Below are 14,262 nucleotides of genomic sequence, written 5' to 3' on the forward strand. Positions count from 1 at the left end.
CGCCCGGGCCAGCGCCACCCGCTGCTGCTGGCCGCCCGAGAGCTGCCGCGCCGGCCGCCCGGCCAGCGCCGCCAGCCCCACCCGCTCCAGCGCCGCCGCCGCCCGGGCGCCGCGCTCCGCCCGCGGCACCCCGGCCAGGGCCAGCGGATAGCGCACATTGGCCAGGACCGAGCGCCGCAGCAGCACCGGGCGCTGGAAGACCATGCCGCCGCGGATCGGCGCCTCCGGCGTGACCCGCCCGGCGGAGGGCCGCAGCAGCCCGTGCAGCAGCCGCAGCAGCACGGACTTGCCGGCGCCGTTGGGGCCGATGATCAGCAGCGGCGGCCCGGCCGCGATCTCGAGCGAGACCCGGTCCAGGATGGCGACGCCACCGGCGGCGAAGCAGAGGCCCTCCGCCCGGACCGGCAGCATCAGGCCGAGGCGCGCCGCAGCGCCGCGTCGCGCAGCCCCTGCGCCAGCGCATTCACCCCGAGCACGATCAGCATCAGCAGCAGCCCCAGCGCCAGGGCGAGCGGCAGGTCGCCCTTGCTGGTCTCGAGCGCGATGGCCGTGGTCATGGTGCGGGTGAAGCCCTCGATGTTGCCGCCGACCACGATCACCGCGCCGACCTCCGCCGCCGCCCGGCCGAAGCCGGCGAGCAGCACGGTCAGCAGGGCGAAGCGGCCGTCCCACAGCAGGGTCGGCACCGCCCGCCAGGGGCCGGCGCCGAAGGAGCGGAGCTGCTCGGCGTATTCCTCCCACATCGCCTCCAGCACCTGCCGGGTCAGGGCGGCGAGGATGGGGGTGATCAGCACCGCCTGGGCGATGACCATGGCCTGCGGGGTGAACAGCAGCCCGTAGCGGCCGAGCGGCCCGGAGCGCGACAGCAGCAGGTAGATCAGCAGCCCGGCCACCACCGGCGGCAGGCCCATCAGCGCATTCAGCGCCACCACCACCAGCCGCCGCCCGGGAAACCGCGCGACCGCCAGCAGCGCGCCCAGCGGCAGGCCGACCAGCGCCGCGATCCCCAGCGCCGCCAGGCTCACCTGCAGCGACAGCGCCAGGATGCGCAGCACCGCCGGATCCCCGGCCCGGACCAGCGCCACGGCGGCCGTCATGGCGGAGCCCAGATCCTGCATGCTGCTCCCAGGTTTGCGGCCGCGGTCGGCCAGGCGGCCGGAAGGTGGTGGCGCCGGGGCATGGGGTCAATCACCTTTCCCCTTGCCGGACGGCAGCGGCAGCGGTCTGCTGCCCGGCAGACACCAGGAGAACGACCGATGGACACGCTGCTGCCGCTCGCCGCCCGCGCCGGCGCCCTGCTGAAGGCCCGCGGCGAGACCATCGCCGTGGCGGAGTCCTCGGCCGGCGGGCTGGTCTCGGCGGCGCTGCTCGCGGTGCCCGGGGCCTCGGCCTATTTCCTCGGCGGCACCGTGGTCTATACGCGCGCGGCGCGGGAGGCGCTGCTGGCGATCCCGCCGGCGAGGCTGGACGGCGTCCGCCCCTCGAGCGAGCCCTATGCCGCGCTGCTGGCGGCCGGCGCGCGGGAGAAGCTCGGCACCACCTGGGGCCTGGGCGAGACCGGCGCCACCGGGCCGACCGGCAACCGCTACGGCGATGCCGCCGGCCACGCCTGCATCGCCGTCTCCGGCCCGGTCGAGCGGACCCTGACCATCGAGACCGGGCATGGCGACCGGGTCGCCAACATGCGGGAATTCGGCGCCAGGCTGCTGGGGCTGCTGGTGGAATGCCTGGAAGCCAGGCCCTGACCCACCCAGCCGAAGGAAGACCGGCCTTGTCCGAACACGATGGCCATTTCGTCTGGCATGAGCTGATGACCACCGACCTGCCGGCCGCCGAGGCCTTCTACCGGGCCGTGATCGGCTGGGAGGCCGAGGCGCTGCACCACCTCGACGTGCCCTATACCCGCCTCGGGCTGGGCGGCCGGCCGATGGCCGGGATGATGGAGCTGCCCGAGGCCGCCCGGGCCCTGGGCGCGCGGCCCGGCTGGATCGGCCATGTGGCGGTCGGCGAGGTCGATGTCGCCGCGGCCATGGCGCAGGACCTCGGCGGCCTCGTGCATGTGGCGCCGTGGGACATTCCGGGGATCGGCCGCCTCGCGGTGCTCGGCGATCCGCAGGGGGCGGTCTTCGCGGTCTTCGCCGCCGCCTTCGCCATGACCGAACCGGCGGCGGCCGGCATGCCGGGCCAGGTCGGCTGGAACGCGTTGCTCACGCCGGTCCGGGAGCAGGCCTTCGCCTTCTACGCCGCGCTGTTCGGCTGGAGAAAGGCGGAGGCGCTGGAGAGCGGGCCGATGGGCACCATCCAGACCTTCGGCCTCGGCGAGGCGGCCTTCGGCGGCATGCGCGACCAGCCGGCCGCCGTGCCCCGGCCCTTCTGGCTCTACTCCCTCACGGTCGAGGACATCGACGCCGCCGCCGCGCGGGTGGCGGCGGCCGGCGGGCAGGTGCAGATGGGGCCGATGGCGGTCCCGGGCGGCGGCTGGAGCCTGCAGGCGCTGGACCCGCAGGGGGCGGCCTTCGCGCTGCTGGGCCCGCGCCTTCAGAAATAGCCCCGCGCCAGGATGCCGTCCGGGCCGGGGTCCTCGGCCATCAGCTTCTTGCCGATGAGGTCGCGCAGCGTCTCCGACGCACCGCCGCCGAGCGAGCCGTAGCGGGCGCCGCGATAGAGGCGGGAGACCGGGTACTCGTCGGTGAAGCCGAAGCCGCCGTGCAGCTGCACCGCCTCGTTCGTCACGCGGATCGCCATCTCGTTGCAGAAGACCTTGGCGGTCGCGGCGAGGAAGGGGTCGGGGAAGGGATCGGCGGTCATGCAGGCGCGGTACAGCAGGCCGCGGGCGGCCTCGATGTCCTTGTACATGTCGGCCAGCTTCCAGCGGGCGCCCTGGAAGTCGCCGATCGGCTTGCCGAAGATGGTGCGGTCGCGGACGTAGCGCAGCGTCTCGTCGAAGGCGCCCTCGGCCAGGCCGAGGCTGATGGCGGGGTTCAGGCAGCGCTGGGTGTTGAAGGCGGTCAGCAGGCGCCTGAAGCCGTCCTCGCGGAGGACGAGGTTCTCGAGCGGCACCTCCATGTCGCGGAACTGCACCTCGTGCAGGTTCTCCCCGCCCATGGTGTGGTAGGTGCCGGTGACCTCGAGGCCCGGCGTGCCGCGCTCCACCAGCACGCAGCCGATGCCCTCGCGGCCGGGCTTGCCGTCGATGCGGGTGAAGACGACGAACATGCCGGCTTCCTCGGCCCGGCTGATCAGCGTCTTGACGCCGTTGACCACCACGCGGTCGCCCTTGACGACGGCATTGGTGCGGTAGTTCGCCACGTCGGTGCCGGCATGCGGCTCGGTCATGCAGATCGAGAGGATGCAGTCGCCGCTGCAGACCTGCGGCAGGATGCGGCTGCGGATGCTTTCGGGGGCATACTTGGCGATGACGCGGGTCTGCACCCCGGCCTCGCCCAGCACCGCCATGGCCGTGGGGTAGCAGACCTTGGCGATCTCCTCGAGGACCAGCGCGGTCTCGAAGACGGCCAGGCCCATCCCGCCGTATTCCTCGGGCACCGACATGCCGAGCACGCCGAGGCTGGCAAGTTCCCGGATGTTCTCCCAGGGGAAGGTGCCGTCCATCCAGCGCAGCCCGCGCTGGCGGAAGCGGCCCTGGGCCAGTTCCCGCACCGAGCCGACGAGCGCGCGCTGGGTATCGCTTAGACGGAATTCCATGATGTCAGCCCCGGAACTGCGCCCCGCCATCGACGTCGAGCGTGACGCCCGAGAGGTAGCCGCCCTTCTCGCTGGCGCAGAAGACCGCGAGGTCGGCGATCTCCTCCGGCTTGCCGGCGCGGCCCAACGGCAGCCCGGCCAGCATCTCCTCCCAGCGGCTCTCGTCGCCGAACTTGGTCTTCGCCCGGGACTTCGACAGGGTGATGATCCGGTCGGTCATCGTGGCCCCCGGGGCGATGCCGAGCACCCGCACGTTGTGGTCCGGCGACTTGCCGCCGAGGGCGGCGGTGAAGGCGATGAGCGAGGCATTGCCGGCGGCGCCGCAGATGTAGTCGGCGCGCGGGCCGCGCCCGGCCATGCCGATGATGTTGACGATGACGCCGTCCAGCCGCGCCTCCATTGCCGGCAGGTAGAGCTGGCAGAGGTGGATATAGCCGAAGACCTTCAGCGCCCAGGCCTCCTGCCAGCGGTCCAGCGAGATGTCGTGGATCGTGCCGCCGGGGATGGCGCCGGCGTTGTTCACCAGGATGTCGATGTCCGGGAAGGCCGCCTGCAGGGCGATGCGGGATGCGGCATCGGACAGGTCCGCCGCATGGGTCGCGACATTCACGTTGTGCCGGCCGCGGATGCCGGCCGCCGCCTTCTCCAGCGCGGCGGCATCGCGGGAAGCGAGGATGACGTCGCAGCCCTCGGCGGCGAAGGCGGCGCCGCAGGCGAGGCCGATGCCCTTGGAGCCGCCGGTGACCAGCACCCGCTTGCCGGCGATGTTCATGTCCATTGTCGTTTCCCCCCGCTTCGCGGGAAGCCTATAGCCTCGGCGCCACGCCGGAAACCCCGCTGGCCTGCTCCAGCTGCGACAGCGCGACCAGGTAGGCATAGCGCGCCTGGTTGGCCTGGATGCGGGTCGCGTTCAGCACCCGGAGCGCATCCAGCACGTCGAGCAGGGTGCGGCCGCCGGCGACATAGGCCTGTTCCGTGCTGCGGTAGGCCTCCTCCGCCCGGCCCAGCGCGCCGCCGGCATAGAGGTTCAGCAGCGACCGCGTCTGCTCGACGCTGGCCCAGGCGCCGGCGAATTCGGCGCGGGCCTGCAGCAGCGCCGCCCGGGCGATGGCATCCGCCTGGCCCTGCTGCGCCGCGGCGGTGGCGATGTTGCCCTCGACGATGCGCGAGGTGAAGATCGGCACCGAGAGCGTCAGGCCGAAGCTGTTGATGGCGTTCAGCCGGTCGCGGGAATCCGGCAGGTCCTGCGAGAGGCGCGAGCGGCCCCAGCTGCTGTCCACCGTCACGTCGCGCGACCGCCCGGCCTCGACCAGCAGCCGGTTGGCGCTGGCGGCGGCGGACTGGCGTTCCGCCACCACCACATCGGCCCGGCTGGCGACACCCTGGGCCAGCTCCTCGCGGCTGATGCCGAGCTCGGGGATGGCATCGAAGCGGCCGCGCACGTCGAAGGCGACCGGGGAGAGGATGGTCCGCACCGCGGTCGGCGCGCTGGCCGGGCCGGCGGGCGTGCCGGTGCGCGGACGCTCCGGCGGCGGCGCCAGCGCCCCGGTCACCCTCGGGTTGATCCCGAGCGCGGCGAGCTGCCCGGCGCCCTGCTGGAAGGCGGCGGGGTCGGCGGCCAGCAGCGCCGCGACGGCGGCGACGCCGGCGGCATAGGCCTGGGCATTGCTGGTCACGTCGATCTCGAACTGCAGCCGGCTGGCCTGGAAGCGCAGCAGGTCGCCTTCCGGGATGGCGCCGTCGCGCAGCTGGCGGCGCAGCAGCTGCTCGGTGCGGTCGAGGCTGGCGCGGTTGCCCAGCGCCACCTCGAGGTTGGCGCGCGCCAGCAGCGCCCCGAGGAAGGCCTGCCGCAGCTGGAACAGCGAGGTGCGCAGCGCATCCAGCACCTGCGCCTCGGCGCCCTCGATCTGCCGGTCGGCGAAGCGGGAGCGCAGCGTGCGCTTCGAGCCGCGCTCGACCAGCACGGTCAGCCCGACGTTGATGTTGTTGGAGGGGCTGAGGTAGCGGGTGCCGCGGATGGCGCCGTTCCGGGTCTCGCTGAACTGGGCGACGCTGCTGCCGACCGAGACCTGGGCCGGCGGCAGGGCGCCGGCGACGAGCCGCTGGGCGCGGGCCACGTCGACGCCGCGGCGGGCGGCGAGGACGGTCAGGTTGCGCTCGACCAGCGCTGCCTCGGCCTCGGCCAGGGTCAGCGGCTGGGCGCTGGCGCCGACCGGCAGCGGCAGGGTGCCGGGGCGTGCCGCGGGGGGCTGGGCCGCGGGGGGCTGGGCCGCGGGGGGCTGGGCCTGGGCGAAGGCGGCCGGCACGCCGGAGAGCAGCGCCAGGCCGAGCAGCGCGGCGCGCATGGACATGGTCATGCCCGCACCGCCCCGCGCAGCGCCGCGGCTTCCGCCGCGCGCACGCTGCGCGGCTTGCCGAAGAGGTCGATCATCGCCGGGAAGACCACCAGGATGAACAGCGGCACCAGCCCGATGCCGCCCACCACCACCAGCGCCAGCGGCTTCTGCACGTCGGCGCCGATGCCGGTGGCGAGCGCCATCGGCAGCAGGCCGGCGAAGCTGGCGAAGCAGGTCATGAAGACCGGCCGCATGCGGTCCGTCCCGGCCTGGTCCAGGGCGGGGCGCCAGGGCATCCCCTCCAGCCGCAGGTGGTTGAAGTGGGACAGCATGATGATGCCTTCCATGACGGTGATGCCGAACAGCGCCAGGAAGCCGATGGCCGCGGGCACGCTGAAGTTGAGCCCGGCGACGGCGAGCGCCGCGATGCCGCCGGTGATGGACATCGGCACGATGCCGAAGACCAGCAGCGTCTCCCGCAGGGTGTTGAACTGCACGTAGAGCAGCACGAGGATCAGCGCCAAGGCCGCCGGCACCACCACCAGCAGCCGGCCGATGGCCTCCTGCAGGTTGCGGAACTCGCCCACCCAGTCGAGCCGGTAGCCGGGCGGCAGCTCGACCGCCGCCTCCACCTTCTCCTGCGCTTCCGCCACGGTGCTGGCCGGGTCGCGGCCACGCACGCTGAAGCGGATGGGCACGTAGCGCGAGGCATCCTCGCGGTAGATGTAGGAGACGCCGGCGACGAGATGGATATCCGCCACGTCGGCCAGCGTCGCCCCGCGCGGGCCGCCGACCGGGATGCGGCCGATGCTCTCCATGCTGTCGCGGAAGGGCGTATCCAGCCGCACCACGATGGGGAAGTTGCGGTCGCCGCCGGGCTCGTACAGCCGCCCGGCCTCGCGCCCGCCGATCGCCGCCTGCACCACCTCGTTGACGTCGTCGATCGCCAGGCCGTAGCGGGCCGCCCGTGCCCGGTCGATCCGCACCGCGACGGTCGGCTGGCCGAGCGAGCGGAAGACCGCGAGGTCGGCGACGCCCTCGACGCCGGCCATCACCGCGCGGATCTCCTCGGCCTTGCGGGCGATGATGTCGAGCTCCGGCCCGAAGACCTTCACCGCATTGGCGCCCTTCACGCCGGAGGCGGCTTCCTGGACGTTGTCGCTGATCGCCTGGGAATAGCTGAACTCGACGCCGACGAACTGGGAGGAGAGGCGCGCCTGCATGGCATGGACCAGCCCGTCGCGGTTGGGCGCGGTGGTCCATTGCTGCGGCGGCTTCAGGGGCAGGAAGAACTCGGCGTTGAAGAAGCCGGCGCTGTCGGTGCCGTCGTCCGGGCGGCCCTGCTGCGAGGTGGCGGTGATGACCTCGGGGAATTCCAACAGCACGCCGCGGATGCGGTTCACCGTGGCATTGCCCTCCTCGAGGCTGATGGTGCCCGGCATGGAGGCGCGGACCCAGAGGTTGCCCTCCTCGAGCGTCGGCAGGAATTCGGCGCCGAGCAGGCTCATCAGGAAGATCGAGGCGGCGAACAGCCCGGCCGCCAGCATCAGGCACAGCGCCCGGGCCCGCATCGCCACGGCATAGAGCCGGGTATGGCCCCAGCGCAGCGCCCGGACCAGCAGGGTGTCCCGCTCCCGGCTGTCCTCCTTCAGCAGCGCCGCGGCCAGCGCCGGGGTGATGGTGAAGGTCGCCAGCAGGGCGCCGATGATGGCGTAGGCATAGGTCTTCGACATCGGGCCGAAGATGCGGCCCTCGATACCGCCGAGGGTGAACAGCGGGATGAAGGCGGCGATGATGATGAGCGCCGAGAAGAAGATCGCCTTGTCCACCTCGCCGGCCGCCCGCAGCACGGTCAGCGAGAGGCCCGACAGCTCCTTCGAGCCGGTGGGGGCGATGTAGCGATGCGCCGGATTCCGGCTGAGCCCCAGGTGGCGGTAGATGTTCTCGACCATGATGACGGTCGCATCCACCAGCAGGCCGAAGTCGAGCGCGCCGAGGCTGAGCAGGTTGGCGCTCTCGCCGCGGGCCATCATCAGCAGGATGGCGAAGAGGAAGGCGAAGGGCACCGTCGCCGCCACCACCAGCGCGCCGCGGAAGTCGCCGAGGAAGAGCCACTGGATGATGAGGATGAGGATCACGCCCTCGATGATGTTGTGCACCACCGTGCGGGTGGTGATCTTCACCAGATCCTCGCGGTCGTAGACCGTGACGATCTTCACCCCCGGCGGCAGCACGCCGCCGGCATTGATCCGGGCGACCTCGGCCTGGACGCCGTGGATGGTGGGCAGGGTCTGCTCGCCGCGGCGCATCAGCACCGTCGCCAGCACCACGTCGTCGTCCTGCTCCTGCCCGGCGATGCCGAGGCGGGGCTGGTTGCCGATCTCGATGGTGGCGATGTCGCTCAGCAGCACCGGGACGCCGCCCTCGGCCGAGATCACCACGTTGCGGAGGTCGTCCATGCCGCGGATCAGGCCGATGCCCTGGACCACGGCGGCCTGCGGGCCGATGCGGATGGTTCCGGCGCCGACGGTCGCGTTGCCGGCCCGCACCGCCTTGATCACCTCCGGCAGGGCGAGGCCCATGGCCGCCATGCGCGGCAGGTTCACCACCACGTTGTAGCTTTTGGTCAGCCCGCCGAAGGAGGTCACGTCGACCACGCCCGGCACCCGCTTGAAGGTACGGTCCAGCACCCATTCCTGCAGGGTCTTCAGATCCGCCAGGGAATAGCCGGGGGGGCCGATGAGGCGGTAGCGCAGGATCTCGCCGATCGGGCTCAGCGGGCTGATCTGCGGCTGCACCCCCTCCGGCAGGCCCTGCAGCTGGCCGAGCCGGTTCAGCACCTGCTGCAGCGCCTGGTCGTAGGTATAGTTGAAGTTGAACTGCACCCGGACGTCGGACAGGCCAAAGAGGCTGGTGGAGCGGACCGAGGCGAGGTTCGGCAGCCCGGCCATCGCCACCTCGACCGGGATCGAGACGTAGCGTTCGATCTCCTCGGCCGACTGGCCGGGGTTCTGGGTGATGATGACGACCTGCGGCGGGACCGGGTCCGGATAGGCCTCGATGTTGAGCTTGGTGAAGGCCACCAGCCCGACCACGATGAAGGTGAAGAACAGCAGGATGACCAGCGGCCGGCGCTGCAGGGAGAAGGCGACGATCTGGCGCATGCGGGTCTTTCCAGCGAACCCGGGGCCGAGGAAGCCCTGCGGCCGGGTGGTCTAACGTGCTCCGGACGAGGGCCCGGCCACCAGTCTCAGCTTGCAACCGGGCGCGGGGTCCGGCGACCCGCGGAACCTACCAGAGGTTGGGCTTCGCGGGGCGGGAAAGGCGCCTCAGTCGATCCGCGCCGCGCGGTCGATGAAGAGCGCGCCGCCGGTGACCACCCGGTCGCCCGGCTTCAGCCCCTCGGTCACCTCGACCATGTCGCCGGCCCGGATGCCCGGCGTGATGCGGCGGAGGATGAAGCGGTTGCCGTCGAGCGCCACCCAGACGCTGGCCTCGGCGCCGCGGTAGATGATGGCGTTCACCGGGACGCCGACGTTCTCCTGGCCGTCCCCGACCGCGATGCGGAAGGTGGCGAACATCTCGGGCTTCAGCAGGTGCTCGGGGTCCTGCACCTCGGCGCGGACGGTGAGGCGGCGGGTGGCGGCGTCGAGCCCGGCGCCGATGGTGGCGATGCGGGCATCGAAGGTCCGGCCCGGCAGGGCGCCGACGCTGACCTCGACCGGCTGGCCGAGCTTGATCATCGGCGCGTCCATCTCCCGCACCGCGGCGACCAGCCAGACGGTGGAGAGGTCGGCGATGGTGAAGACCGGGTCGGTGGCGCCGGTGCTCAGCCACTGGCCGGGGCCGACCCGGCGCTGCACCACGGTGCCGCCCATCGGCGCGGTGACCGGCACCACCGCATCGACCATGCGGCTCTGCTCGATCCGGGCGATCTGCTCGGCCGAGCGGCCGAGCACCCGCAGCTTGTCCCGCGCCGCGGCCAGCGTCGCCTCGGCGCTCCGCTGGTCGGCGACGGCGGCGGCGGTCGCGACGCGCGCCTGCTCGACCTCCCGCTGGGAGGTGGCGCGGGCGGAGAAGAGGCTGTTCTGCCGGGCTTCCTCGCGGCGGGCCTGGTCCAGCGCGCCGCGGGCCTTGTTGGCGGCGTCGGCGGCCGAGAGCAGGTCGTTGGCGGCGCCGGCGAGGTCGGTGGTCTCGACCTCGAACAGCGTCCCGCCGGGGGCCAGGGTATCGCCCAGCCGGGCGTTCACCTTCACCACGCGGCCGTTGTAGGGGGTGAAGACCGGGGTCGAGCGGTCCTCGTTGTAGGCGATGCGGCCTTCGGCCACGCGCTCGGCGCGGAAGCCGCGGGACTGCATCTCCTCGATCCGCAGCGCCCGCATCTCCGTGTCGGAGAGGCGGAACTCGCCCTGGGACAGCGGCTCGGGCTGGCTGGCGGCCGGGGAGGTGGGGATGGCCAGCGCCGCCTGGCGGTGCTGGCCGTACAGGTAGTAGCCGCCGCCGCCGAGGGCCGCGACCAGGCCGAGCGTCACCCACAGCCAGACCCGGCGCGGCGCCGGCGGCTCCGGATGGCCGGCGGGGCCGCCCGCGGGCGCGGGGGCCGGAGGCACCGGCCCCGGCAGGCCGGGATGCGCCAGTCCCGGTCCCGGCAGGGTGATCGGATCCGCCGCGGGCCCCATCCGGTCCGGATGCGTCCCCTGGCGGTCGTTCCCCATGGCGGGCGGCAGATGCGTTGCGTTCATGCTGGTTCCGGACTGGCCGAGCGGCGCGCATCGGGCAGGAGTTCCCCCGATGCGCGCACTGTAGGGTGCGGGCGATTGCAGTGACCCTGCCTGAAACCTGAAACCTCGGAAATCTATTTCCTTTTCCAGTGTCTCAGCCGGCGATAATCCGGCCCCGGCTAGATCATCAATTCGATCAGGAACGGCCCGGGACGCGCCACGCTCTGGGCCAGCAGGTCGCCGCAGGCCTCGAGCGTGCTGGCCTGCGCCGCCTCCACGCCCATGCTGTTGGCGAGCTTCACCCAGCTGATGTCGGGGTTGCCGAGGTCGAGCATGTCGAGCGCCGTCCGCCCCGGATTGGCCCCCACGTTGCGGTATTCTCCGAGCAATATCTGGTACTTGCGGTTGGACAGCAGAATGGTGGTGACCGGCAGCTTCTCCCGCGCCTGGGTCCAGAGCCCCTGCACGGTGTACATCGCGCTGCCGTCGGCCTGCAGCGCGATCACCCGCCGGCCGGCCCCCGCGACCGCGGCGCCGATGGCCACCGGTATGCCGTAGCCGATGGCGCCGCCGCAGTTCTGCAACCAGTCATGGGCAGGCGCCGCATAGGTTTCGGGAAAGAAACCTCGCCCATATGTGACGGACTCATCCACGATGATGCTGTGCTCCGGCATCAGCGCGGCGACGGTGCGGGCCAAGCCCTCCGGGCTCAGCGCGCCGCGCGGGGCTTCCGGGCGGGGGCCGGCGGCGGCGATGGTGGCGGGCGGGGCGCCCAGCTCGTCGGCCAGCGCCCGCAGCGCCGCCTCGGCATCCTGCTCCAGCCGGGCCAGCACGTGCAGTTCGGCGTCCGCCGGCTGCAGCCGGCTCGGCTTGCCGGGGTAGCCGAAGAAGCCGATCGGCTCCTTGGCATTGACCAGCACGAGGTGCCGCACGTCGGCCAGGGCGGCGAGCGCCTGGTCCACCACATAGGGCACCCGGTCGAGCGGCAGGCGGCCCTGGCCGCGGGCGGTGCGGGCATTGGAGCCCTCGGCCAGCAGGCGGCAGCCGGTGGCGGCGGCGATGCGGTTGGCCTGGATCTGGGCGCCCTCCCGCAGCGCCATGCCGCCGAGGAGCAGCATCACGCCCTTGCCGCGGCTCTCGCGCAGGATGCGGGCGACGCCCTTGACCTGGTGCGGGTCGGCCAGCGGCACGGCGGGCACCGGCAGCGGCGCGGCGACCACGCCGCCCTCGTTCCAGGAGCTGTCGGAGGGCAGGATCAGCGTCGCCACCTGGCCGGGCGCGGTGCGGGCGGCCTGGATGGCGCCGGCGGCATCGGCCCCGACATCCTCGGCGCGGGAGGAGGTGCGGACCCAGGCGGAGACGCCGCGGGCCCAGCCCTCGGTATCCGCGGTCAGCGGCGCATCGAAGGGCCGGTGGTAGACCGCCTGGTCGCCGACGATGTTGACGATGCCGGACCGCGCCCGGCGGGCGTCGTGCAGCCCGGCGAGGCCGTTGGCCAGGCCCGGGCCGCAATGGAGCAGGGTGGAGGCGGGCTTGTCGGCCATGCGCCAGTAGCCGTCGGCGGCGCCGGTGACCACGTTCTCCTGCAGGCCGAGGATGCAGCGCATGCCGGGGATGCGGTCGAGGGCGGCGACGAAATGCATCTCGCTGGTGCCGGGGTTGGAGAAGCAGACATCGACGCCGCCCTTGAGCAGCGTGTTCACCAGACTTTCGGCACCGTTCACGGCAGGGTTTCCTTCCCAAAAGGGGTAGTCTCAGCGGCGCAAGGTGCGCGGGACCGGGCGGCTGGGCAAGAGCGGCGGGATGCCGCTGGCGCCCGGGGCGCGGGCCGGGCTAGCTTCCGGCGCATGATCAGAATAATCACCTTCGGTTTCCTCGCCGGCTTCGTCTCGGTCCTGGTCTTCCACCAGGGCACCGCCTTCCTGATGTACGCCTTCGGCAACGACGTCCCCGCCGTGGTGAGTTTCTTCGGCCGCACCAACGCGCCCTTCGCCATGACCCCGACCCGGCCGCTCGGCGTGCCGCTGGTCGGCTCCCAGGCCTTCTGGGGCGGCGTCTGGGGCATCGTGCTGGCGCTGATCCTGGTCAAGCTGCGGCCGCCGGCCCTGCTGTCCGGCTTCGTCTTCGGCGCGCTGGCGCTGACCGCCGTGGCGGTGACGCTGGTGCCGGCGCTGAAGGGCCTGCCGGGCTGGAGCGGCGCCATTCCCTGGCGCGGCCTGCTCTACAACGGCGCCTGGGGCTGGGGCGTGGCGCTGATGCTGCTCGCGCCGCTCGGGCTGCGGCGCTGAGCCGGCCGGCCGGCTGAAGGGAGGCGGTCGCCATGGGAGTGCAGCGCTTCATCGTCTCGCGCCGCGCGGCGCTCGGCCTGGCCGGCGGGCCGCTGCTGGTCGCGGCCGGCCCGGTGCGGGCGCAGCCGCGGCTCGACCGGGTCAGCTTCGTCACCAACTGGCGCGCCCAGGCCGAGCACGGCGGCTTCTACCAGGCGCAGGCGGCGGGGCTCTACCGGGCGGCGGGGCTCGAGGTCGAGCTGCGCTCGGGCGGGCCGCAGATCAACCCGGCGCAGCTGCTGATCGGCGGCCGGGTCGACATGGCCATGGGCAACGGCCTCGCGGCGCTGGGCTTCGTCCGGGAGGGCATCCCCTTCCTCTGCATCGGCGCGATCTTCCAGAAGGACCCGGTGGTGCTGATCGGCCACCCCGGCACCGGCATCGACGGCTTCGCCTCGCTCAAGGGCCGGCCGGTGCTGATCAGCGCCGAGCCGCGCGTCACCTGGTGGCCCTTCGTGCGGCAGCGCTACGGGCTGAGCGACGACCAGGTGCGGCCCTATACCTTCAGCCTGGCGCCCTTCCTGGCGGACAGGCGGGTGGTCCAGCAGGGCTACCTCGGCAGCGAGCCCTTCTCGATCCGCGAGCAAGGGGTCGAGCCGGTGCTGCTGCTGGTGCACGACAGCGGCTTCCAGGACTACGGCACCACCATCAGCATCGGCCGGGCGACCCTGGCGGCGAAGCGCGAGGTGATCCAGCGCTTCGTCGAGGCCAGCCTCGCCGGCTGGGACCAGTACCTGAAGGGCCCGGCCGGCGGCTTCGACACCGCGCCGGCGAACCGGCTGATCCGGGCGCAGAACCCGGAGATGGGCGATGCGCTGCTCGCCTACGGCACCCGCATGATGAACGAGCAGGGCATCGTGCGGTCCGGCGACGCGGCGACGCTCGGCATCGGGGCGATGACCGAGGCGCGCTGGGCGGCGCTGCACGCGGCGGCGGCGGAGGTCGGGATCGTGCCGGCGGCGATGGACTGGCGGCGGGCCTTCGACCTCTCCCTGGTGAATGCCGGGATCGGCCGGGGCTGAGGCGGCCCAACTTCGCTCAATTCCCCTCAATTCGGCTCAATTCCGCTCAATTCGCCTCAATCTCCCTCAGGCCGCGGCGGCGAAGCCCTTGATCCTCCTCGGTTTGGCTTGACAAATTTAGGAATTTAGTCTTTTATGCCGCCGCCGGCGG

General features: G+C 72.7%; 12 protein-coding genes. 4 read left to right on the top strand and 8 right to left on the bottom strand.

From position 1 onward, the window contains the following. Positions 1–411 (bottom strand): ATP-binding cassette domain-containing protein (locus tag QWZ14_RS09930; protein ID WP_290316486.1); only part of this gene is annotated, 411 nt, incomplete at its 3' end. Continuing rightward, positions 411–1,097, bottom strand: coding sequence for an ABC transporter permease (locus tag QWZ14_RS09935; RefSeq protein WP_290316487.1), 687 nt, complete (start codon positions 1,095–1,097; stop codon positions 411–413). The genes QWZ14_RS09930 and QWZ14_RS09935, both read right to left, overlap by 1 nt. Positions 1,098–1,256: 159 nt before the next feature. Here QWZ14_RS09935 and QWZ14_RS09940 point away from each other — a divergent pair, with 159 nt between their 5' ends. Together QWZ14_RS09940 and QWZ14_RS09945 are read left to right on the top strand one after the other, a co-directional pair. Next, positions 1,257–1,745 (top strand): CinA family protein, encoded by a 489-nt coding sequence (locus QWZ14_RS09940; protein ID WP_290316489.1) that lies wholly within the window; start codon positions 1,257–1,259, stop codon positions 1,743–1,745. A gap of 26 nt (positions 1,746–1,771) precedes the next feature. Then, positions 1,772–2,548, top strand: coding sequence for a VOC family protein (locus QWZ14_RS09945; RefSeq protein WP_290316490.1), 777 nt, complete (start codon positions 1,772–1,774; stop codon positions 2,546–2,548). Here the strand turns inward: QWZ14_RS09945 and QWZ14_RS09950 are convergent. The 6 genes from QWZ14_RS09950 to QWZ14_RS09975 all read right to left on the bottom strand — a co-directional run bounded on the left by QWZ14_RS09950 (position 2,539) and on the right by QWZ14_RS09975 (position 12,486). Then, on the bottom strand, positions 2,539–3,705 hold the full coding sequence (locus QWZ14_RS09950) for an acyl-CoA dehydrogenase family protein (protein WP_290316491.1): 1,167 nt from the start codon (positions 3,703–3,705) through the stop codon (positions 2,539–2,541). The genes QWZ14_RS09945 and QWZ14_RS09950 overlap by 10 nt on opposite strands. A 4-nt stretch (positions 3,706–3,709) precedes the next feature. Continuing rightward, complete coding sequence (locus QWZ14_RS09955; RefSeq protein ID WP_290316492.1) at positions 3,710–4,483, bottom strand: short-chain dehydrogenase/reductase; 774 nt, start codon at positions 4,481–4,483, stop codon at positions 3,710–3,712. 28 nt (positions 4,484–4,511) lie between these two features. Next, the gene (locus tag QWZ14_RS09960; protein WP_290316493.1) at positions 4,512–6,062 is read right to left on the bottom strand and encodes a TolC family protein; all 1,551 of its coding nucleotides are present in this window, start codon (positions 6,060–6,062) and stop codon (positions 4,512–4,514) included. Then, a complete protein-coding gene (locus tag QWZ14_RS09965) occupies positions 6,059–9,205 on the bottom strand; it encodes an efflux RND transporter permease subunit (RefSeq protein ID WP_290316494.1) in 3,147 nt (1,048 codons plus the stop codon). Before QWZ14_RS09965 ends, QWZ14_RS09960 begins: the two co-directional genes overlap by 4 nt. A 165-nt stretch (positions 9,206–9,370) precedes the next feature. Then, positions 9,371–10,783 carry an efflux RND transporter periplasmic adaptor subunit gene (locus QWZ14_RS09970; RefSeq protein WP_290316495.1) on the bottom strand — a complete coding sequence of 471 codons (1,413 nt, stop codon included), beginning with the start codon at positions 10,781–10,783 and terminating at the stop codon, positions 9,371–9,373. A gap of 158 nt (positions 10,784–10,941) precedes the next feature. After that, positions 10,942–12,486 carry an acetolactate synthase large subunit gene (locus QWZ14_RS09975; RefSeq protein ID WP_290316496.1) on the bottom strand — a complete coding sequence of 515 codons (1,545 nt, stop codon included), beginning with the start codon at positions 12,484–12,486 and terminating at the stop codon, positions 10,942–10,944. 123 nt (positions 12,487–12,609) lie between these two features. On the opposite strand from QWZ14_RS09975, the gene QWZ14_RS09980 reads away from it, so the two are divergent. Both QWZ14_RS09980 and QWZ14_RS09985 read left to right on the top strand, forming a co-directional pair. Continuing rightward, complete coding sequence (locus QWZ14_RS09980; protein ID WP_290316497.1) at positions 12,610–13,050, top strand: hypothetical protein; 441 nt, start codon at positions 12,610–12,612, stop codon at positions 13,048–13,050. A gap of 32 nt (positions 13,051–13,082) precedes the next feature. Continuing rightward, a complete protein-coding gene (locus tag QWZ14_RS09985; protein ID WP_290316498.1) occupies positions 13,083–14,111 on the top strand; it encodes an ABC transporter substrate-binding protein in 1,029 nt (342 codons plus the stop codon). Positions 14,112–14,262 lie beyond the last annotated feature (151 nt).

The sequence above is a fragment of the Paeniroseomonas aquatica genome, from assembly GCF_030409335.1.
In the GTDB taxonomy this organism is placed as follows: domain Bacteria; phylum Pseudomonadota; class Alphaproteobacteria; order Acetobacterales; family Acetobacteraceae; genus Belnapia; species Belnapia aquatica.

What these genes read in the sequence shown, in the direction of transcription:
- QWZ14_RS09935 (WP_290316487.1), bottom strand. Translation starts at nt 1,097, where the DNA reads ATGACGGCCGCCGTGGCGCTGGTCCGGGCCGGGGATCCGGCGGTGCTG.
- QWZ14_RS09940 (WP_290316489.1), top strand. Translation starts at nt 1,257, where the DNA reads ATGGACACGCTGCTGCCGCTCGCCGCCCGCGCCGGCGCCCTGCTGAAG.
- QWZ14_RS09950 (WP_290316491.1), bottom strand. Translation starts at nt 3,705, where the DNA reads ATGGAATTCCGTCTAAGCGATACCCAGCGCGCGCTCGTCGGCTCGGTG.
- QWZ14_RS09955 (WP_290316492.1), bottom strand. Translation starts at nt 4,483, where the DNA reads ATGGACATGAACATCGCCGGCAAGCGGGTGCTGGTCACCGGCGGCTCC.
- QWZ14_RS09960 (WP_290316493.1), bottom strand. Translation starts at nt 6,062, where the DNA reads ATGACCATGTCCATGCGCGCCGCGCTGCTCGGCCTGGCGCTGCTCTCC.
- QWZ14_RS09965 (WP_290316494.1), bottom strand. Translation starts at nt 9,205, where the DNA reads ATGCGCCAGATCGTCGCCTTCTCCCTGCAGCGCCGGCCGCTGGTCATC.
- QWZ14_RS09970 (WP_290316495.1), bottom strand. Translation starts at nt 10,783, where the DNA reads ATGAACGCAACGCATCTGCCGCCCGCCATGGGGAACGACCGCCAGGGG.
- QWZ14_RS09980 (WP_290316497.1), top strand. Translation starts at nt 12,610, where the DNA reads ATGATCAGAATAATCACCTTCGGTTTCCTCGCCGGCTTCGTCTCGGTC.
- QWZ14_RS09985 (WP_290316498.1), top strand. Translation starts at nt 13,083, where the DNA reads ATGGGAGTGCAGCGCTTCATCGTCTCGCGCCGCGCGGCGCTCGGCCTG.